The 6188-nt window shown below is 73.1% G+C and carries 7 protein-coding genes; 3 read left to right on the top strand and 4 right to left on the bottom strand.

What is annotated here, in order from left to right; all coding sequences use genetic code 11:
- On the bottom strand, positions 1-352 hold a 352-nt coding region (locus tag FXF68_RS39600; protein WP_148767957.1), incomplete at its 3' end, for an acyl-CoA dehydrogenase family protein.
- Between the two features lie 114 nt (positions 353-466).
- Here FXF68_RS39600 and FXF68_RS39595 point away from each other — a divergent pair.
- Entirely contained in the window at positions 467-1801 is a 1335-nt protein-coding gene (locus FXF68_RS39595) for a UDP-glucose dehydrogenase family protein (RefSeq protein WP_148767956.1), read from the top strand.
- Between the two features lie 40 nt (positions 1802-1841).
- Positions 1842-2297, top strand: a complete 456-nt coding sequence (locus FXF68_RS39590) for a CoA-binding protein (RefSeq protein ID WP_148767955.1) — start codon at positions 1842-1844, stop codon at positions 2295-2297.
- A 28-nt stretch (positions 2298-2325) separates the two neighbouring features.
- On the opposite strand, the gene purE is transcribed toward FXF68_RS39590, so the two are convergent.
- Together purE and FXF68_RS39580 are read right to left on the bottom strand one after the other, a co-directional pair.
- A complete protein-coding gene (purE, locus tag FXF68_RS39585; RefSeq protein ID WP_148767954.1) occupies positions 2326-2829 on the bottom strand; it encodes a 5-(carboxyamino)imidazole ribonucleotide mutase in 504 nt (167 codons plus the stop codon).
- The gene (locus FXF68_RS39580; protein ID WP_148767953.1) at positions 2826-4013 is read right to left on the bottom strand and encodes a 5-(carboxyamino)imidazole ribonucleotide synthase; all 1188 of its coding nucleotides are present in this window, start codon (positions 4011-4013) and stop codon (positions 2826-2828) included. Before FXF68_RS39580 ends, purE begins: the two co-directional genes overlap by 4 nt.
- A gap of 224 nt (positions 4014-4237) precedes the next feature.
- On the opposite strand from FXF68_RS39580, the gene FXF68_RS39575 reads away from it, so the two are divergent.
- Entirely contained in the window at positions 4238-4852 is a 615-nt protein-coding gene (locus tag FXF68_RS39575; protein WP_148767952.1) for a GtrA family protein, read from the top strand.
- Positions 4853-4868: 16 nt separating this feature from the next.
- On the opposite strand, the gene FXF68_RS39570 is transcribed toward FXF68_RS39575, so the two are convergent.
- Positions 4869-6140 carry an ATP-binding protein gene (locus tag FXF68_RS39570; RefSeq protein WP_148767951.1) on the bottom strand — a complete coding sequence of 424 codons (1272 nt, stop codon included), beginning with the start codon at positions 6138-6140 and terminating at the stop codon, positions 4869-4871.
- Positions 6141-6188: the final 48 nt, after the last annotated feature.

Here is a 6188-nt window from a genome sequence, read left to right as displayed (position 1 = left end):
CCGGCCCCAGATACCGCTCCTTCAACTCCTGCGACCCCGCCAGCAGGATCGGCACCGTGCCCAGCTTGTTCACCGCCGGGATCAGCGACGAGGCCGCACACGCCCGCGCCACCTCCTCGATCACGATAACCGTGGCCAGCGCGTCCGCACCCGCACCGCCGTAGGCTTCGGGCACGTGCACCGCATGCAACCCGGCCGCCACCAGCGCCTCCAGCGCCTCGACCGGAAACCGCGACTCCTCATCCACCACCGCCGCGAAAGGAGCGATCTTGGCATCGGCCAGCTCACGCACCGTCCCCCGCAGCAGCTCATGCTCCTCCGACGGCGCGTACGCGGGAAAATCAGATGTCATGGCGCCGATGCTACCGGCGAGTAGACATGCGTGGACGGCGCGGACGCCGCCCGGTGGCGGGCACGTGACAATTGAGGCCGCGAGTCGGCGACAGCGAATCGAAAGGAGCGGGCCGTGTCCTACCGGCTGACGGTCATCGGAACCGGGTACCTCGGGACCACGCACGCGGCCTGCATGGCCGACCTGGGCTTCGAGGTGCTCGGCCTGGACGTGGACGAGCCGCGCATCGCCCGGCTCGCGGCGGGCGACCTGCCGTTCTACGAGCCCGGCCTGGAGCCGGTGCTCCGCCGCGGGCTGGAGAGCGGGCGGCTGCGCTTCACCACGTCCTACGAGGAGGCGGCGGAGTTCGGCGACGTCCACTTCCTGTGCGTCGGGACGCCGCAGAAGGCCGGGGAGTACGCGGCCGACCTCCGCTACGTGGACGCCGCCGTCACCACCCTCGCGCCGCTGCTCGACCGGCCCTGCCTGATCGTCGGCAAGTCCACGGTGCCGGTCGGGACGGCCGCCCGGCTCGCCGAGATCCTGGCGGACACCGCGCCCGCGGGCGGCGACGCCGTCCTCGCCTGGAACCCCGAGTTCCTGCGCGAGGGGTTCGCCGTCCAGGACACCCTGCAACCGGACCGGATCGTCGCCGGGCTGCCCGCCGAGCAGGGCGCGGCCGAGCACGCCGAGAAGGCGCTGCGCGAGGTGTACCGGACGATGATCGGCGCGGGCACCCCGTTCATCACCACCGACTACCCGACCGCCGAGCTGGTCAAGGTGTCGGCCAACGCGTTCCTCGCCACCAAGATCTCGTTCATCAACGCGATGGCGGAGGTGTGCGAGGCCGCGCACGCCGACGTGACGAAGCTCTCCGAGGCGCTGTCGCACGACGACCGGATCGGCGGCAAGTTCCTCGGCCCGGGGCTCGGCTTCGGCGGCGGCTGCCTGCCGAAGGACATCCGCGCGTTCATGGCCCGCGCGGGCGAGCTCGGCGCCGACCAGGCGCTCACCTTCCTGCGCGAGGTCGACGAGATCAACATCCGGCGCCGGATCCGGATGGTGGACCTCGCCCGCGAGCTGCTCGGCGGCTCGTTCGCCGGACGGACGGTCGGCGTCCTCGGCGCCGCGTTCAAGCCGAACTCCGACGACGTCCGCGACTCGCCCGCGCTGGACGTCGCCGCGTCCATCCGCGCGCAGGGCGCCAGGGTGACGGTGTACGACCCGCAGGCGATGGCGAACGCGCGGGTCGCGCAGCCGTCCCTGGAGTACGGCGAGTCGGCGCTGTCGGCCGCCCGCGACGCGCACGTCGTCCTGCTGCTGACCGAGTGGGCCGAGTTCCGCGACATGGAGCCGACCGCGCTGGCCGAGGCGGTCGCGGAGCGCAACATCGTGGACGGCCGCAACGCCCTCGACCCGGAGCGGTGGCGGGCGGCGGGCTGGAACTACCGGGCCCTCGGACGTCCTTGAAAACGGAACTAAACGGACGGCGGGCGCTGTTGACGCGGACATGACGGATTCTCTCGCCACCCCTCCGGCCGACCCGTCCGCCGACCCCTACGCCGAACTCGCCGTGATCCGGCGGCTGCTGCACGAGTCCAGGACGTGGGCGTTCGTCGGCCTCGGCGACAACCCCGACCGCGAGGTGTACACCCAGGCCGGGCTGCTGCAGAAGCGCGGGAAGCGGATCATCCCCGTCCATCCGAAGGCGGCGGACGTGCTCGGGGAGAAGGGCTACGCCTCCCTCGCCGACGTTCCGGACGCGTCCGAGATCGACGTCGTGGGCGTCTACCGCCGCGCCGAGCACGCCGGGGAGGTCGTGGACGAAGCGATCGCGGTAAGCGCGAAGGCCGTCTGGCTGCCTCTCCAGGTGATCGACGAGGCGGCCGCGAAGCGCGCGAAGGACGCCGGGCTCGACGTCGTCATGAACCGCTGCCCCGCTGTCGAATGGGCCCTCCGCCGGTAACAGCGGAGGGCGGCGCTCAGAGGCGCTCTCAGAGCCGTTCTCTGAGCCGCTCGCCCTTCGCCTTGGCCTGGCCGTAGAGGTCGCGCTGGAAATCCTTCATCCTGGCGCGCAGGCCCTCGTCCGACGCGGCGAGGATCCGGACGGCCAGCAGCCCCGCGTTTCGCGCCGCGCCGACCGCGACCGTCGCGACCGGGACCCCGGCGGGCATCTGGACGATCGAGAGCAGCGAGTCCATCCCGTCGAGGTACTTCAGCGGGACGGGCACGCCGATCACCGGCAGCGGCGTCACCGACGCCAGCATCCCCGGCAGGTGCGCCGCGCCGCCCGCGCCCGCGATGATCACGCGCAGCCCGCGGGCCGCGGCGTCCTCGCCGTAGGCGATCATGTCGTGCGGCATCCGGTGCGCGGACACGACGTCGGCCTCGTGGGGGACGTCGAACTCCGCGAGCGCGCGGGCCGCCTCCTCCATCACGGGCCAGTCGGAGTCGCTGCCCATGACCACGCCGACCAGCGGCTTCGGGCCGCCCGTCATCGCCGTCCCTCCCGCTCCGCGAGCGCCTTGCCCCAGCGCAGGTAGCCCGCCGCGTGCCGGGCCCGCTCGCGCAGGTCGGCGAGGTCGTCGCCGAGCACCGTCACATGGCCGATCTTGCGTCCGGGACGCGACTCCTTGCCGTACATGTGCACCTTGACGCCCGGGTCGTGGGCCATCACGTGGAAGTAGCGGGAGTGGACGTCCGGGTCGTCGCCGCCGAGCACGTTCGCCATCACCGTGTAGCGGGCGGTGGGCTCGGTGGAGCCGAGCGGCAGGTCGAGGACGGCGCGCAGGTGCTGCTCGAACTGCGACGTGCGGGCGCCCTCGATCGTCCAGTGGCCGGAGTTGTGCGGGCGCATCGCCAGCTCGTTCACGAGCAGCCCGGCGTCGGTCTCGAACAGCTCGACGGCGAGCAGCCCGGTGACGCCGAGCCCCTCGGCGACGGCGAGCGCGAGCCGCTGCGCCTCGGCGGCGAGGTCACCGGACAGGCCGGGCGCGGGCGCGATCACCTCGGTGCAAATCCCGCCCTCCTGGACGGTCTCCACGATCGGGTACGCGGCGCCCTGCCCGTACGGGGAGCGGGCGACGAGCGCGGCCAGCTCCCGCCGGAACGGGACGTGCCGCTCCGCCATCAGGTCGACGCCCTCGGCCAGCAGCCGCGGCACGAGGTCGGCGGCCTCGCCGGAGTCGCGGATGATCCAGACGCCCTTGCCGTCGTAGCCGCCGCGCGTCGCCTTCAGCACCACCGGCCAGCCGTGCTCGGCGGCGAACGCTTCGAGGACGTCCAGCGCGCCGCCGGCCGGGATGTGCGCGTACGCCGGGCACGGGACGCCCATCCCGCTGAGCCGCTCGCGCATGACCAGCTTGTCCTGGGCGTGGGCGAGGGCGGCGGCGCCCGGACGGCACGGCACGCCCGACGCCTCGAGCTCCCGGATGTGCGGGCCCGGGACGTGCTCGTGGTCGAACGTCACGACGTCGCAGCCCTTGGCGAAGGACAGCAGGTCGTCGAGGGAGCGGTCGTCGCCCACCCGGACGTCGGAGACGACCTTGGCGGCCGAGTCGTCCGCCGCGCCCGCGAGGACGCGGAGCGACACGCCGAGGGCGATCGCCGCCTGCTGGGTCATCCGGGCGAGCTGGCCCCCGCCCGCCATGCCCACGACGGGTGTGTCAGCCGGATACGTCACGTGTGCAGGGTATCGGCCGACCGGCGTGAACGAACCCGCCGGACCCCGCGTCGAACCTGGTGTGTGGGGATCGCGACAATGGGCAAGGAACGCACGGACGACGTGAAACGTTCATGTTCCGACGTCCCGGCGGGCGCGGGCGTCTATCCTCGTGATGCCTCCGCAGGCGCCGCGGCCTGTCCGCCGCGGCGCAGAGACGAAGTCCGGAAGGACGGTTCCCCTTCGTGAGCCTGGTCGCCAAGATCCATCGGCAGTTCGCGCACCTCGTGCGGGAGCTGGCCAAGTTCGGCAGCGTGGGCGCGATCGCGTTCGTCATCACCTTCGGGATCGGCAACGGCCTGCACACCGGCCTGGGGATGGGCCCGCTGACGTCCAACGGCATCGCCACCGTGGTCGCCACGACGTTCGCCTACCTGGCGAACCGGTACTGGACGTTCCGGCACCGCGACCGCACCGGCCTCGGCCGCGAGTACGTCCTGTTCTTCGCGCTGAACGGCGTCGGGCTGGTCATCACCGAGCTGTTCATCGGGTTCTCGCACTACGTCCTCGGGCTGGGCGGCGCGGTCTACTACAACGCCGCGCTGATCATCGGGACGGGCTTCGCCACGCTGTTCCGCTTCTGGTCGTACAAGAAGTGGGTGTTCCTGCCGGCGAGCGCGCCGCAGGTCGACCCGGCGTCCGGGCTGCCGGAGGCCCCGGCCGCGCCCGGCGGCGCGCACCGCGCGAACGGGCAGCAGCCGAACGGGCAGCCGACCGGACAGCAGGGCCCGCCGCACCGGCTGGGCCACCCGCTCGACGCGCGCCACGCCGAGGACTACGCCCAGTTCACCCGCCGCTGAGCCCCGCGCTCTCGTCTCACGCGGGGCCCATGACGACGCGCTCCTCCGCCAGCCGGGCCTGCTCGGTCTGGCGCAGGAACACCCCGAACACGGCCGGACGCGACTGGATCAGCTCCAGCCGCCCGCCGTCCACCATCGCGAGCGAGCGGGCCAGGTAGAGCCCGAGGCCGGTGCCCCGGCCGCCGCTGACGCTGCGCTCGAAGATCCGCGGCTCCAGCTCGGGCGGGATCCCGGCGCCCTCGTCGCCGACCTCGACGACCACCGAGCTGACGCCCGGCTTGGTGTGGATGGTCACGGTGCCCGCGCCGTGCATCAGCGAGTTGTCGAGCAGCGTCGCGACGATCTGGGAGAGGCCCTCGGGGTTGGTCATGCCGACGAGGCCCTGCTCGCCGACGATCCGCACGTCCCGGCCGTCCCGCCGGAAGATGGGCCGCCACTCCTCCACCTGCTGGGCGATGATCTCGTCGATGGGCGAGGCGACGGCGGCGCCGGTCCGGTCGTGCCGGGCGCGGGCGAGCAGCTGCTCGACGACCGCGACGAGCCGCTCGGCCTGCGCGACGGCCGCCGCGCCCTCCTCCCGGACGACGTCCGGGTAGTCGGCGGCGTCGATCATCTCTTCCAGCCGCATGGACAGCGCGGTCAGCGGCGTGCGGAGCTGGTGGCTCGCGTCGGAGGCGAACTCGCGGCTCGCGGCGAGTAAGTCGGCGATCCGGACGGCGCTGCGGTCCAGCACCTCGGCGACCCGGTCGACCTCGGGGATGCCGTAGCGGCGGCGGCGCGGCCTGGCGTTGCCGCTGCCGAGCCGGTCGGCGGTCTCGGCGAGGTCGACGAGCGGGACGGTCAGCTTGCGGGCCTGCACCATCGCGAGGCCGACGGTCAGCGCGACGCCGAGCAGGGCGAGGCTGCCGATGAACAGCATCCGCCGCATCGCGTCGTCGCGGATCTCCGCCTCCGGCCGGGACACCCGCACGCGCACCGCGCCGTTCGACCGGTCCGCGGACAGCACGGGCCCGCGGCGCGGCGGCCCGGCGGTGAGCGTCCGGCCGTCCGGCATGACGATCGACACGTGCCGCCCCGGGTACTCCCGCGCGATCATCGCGCCGGTGACGGGACGGTTCGACTCCAGGCTGAAGCCGACGCCGACGGCGATGGACGACGCCTCCCGGTCGAGCGACCGGCTCTCCTTCTCGTAGGAGAGTCTGTGGGCGAAGTAGGTGAGGGGTATGCCGAGCGACAGGATCGCGACCACCGCCACCGCGAGCGTCGACAGGAGGAGTCGGCGCCTCATCAGGGCTCCTTCAGGGGTGGGGCCACGGACCGCGCGGCAGGGACCCGG

Origin of the sequence: Actinomadura decatromicini, from assembly GCF_008121305.1 — a bacterium.
Lineage (GTDB): Bacteria > Actinomycetota > Actinomycetes > Streptosporangiales > Streptosporangiaceae > Spirillospora > Spirillospora syzygii.
The sequence above is the reverse complement of the archived record's forward strand: the minus strand, read 5'-3'. Positions and strand labels throughout refer to the sequence as shown.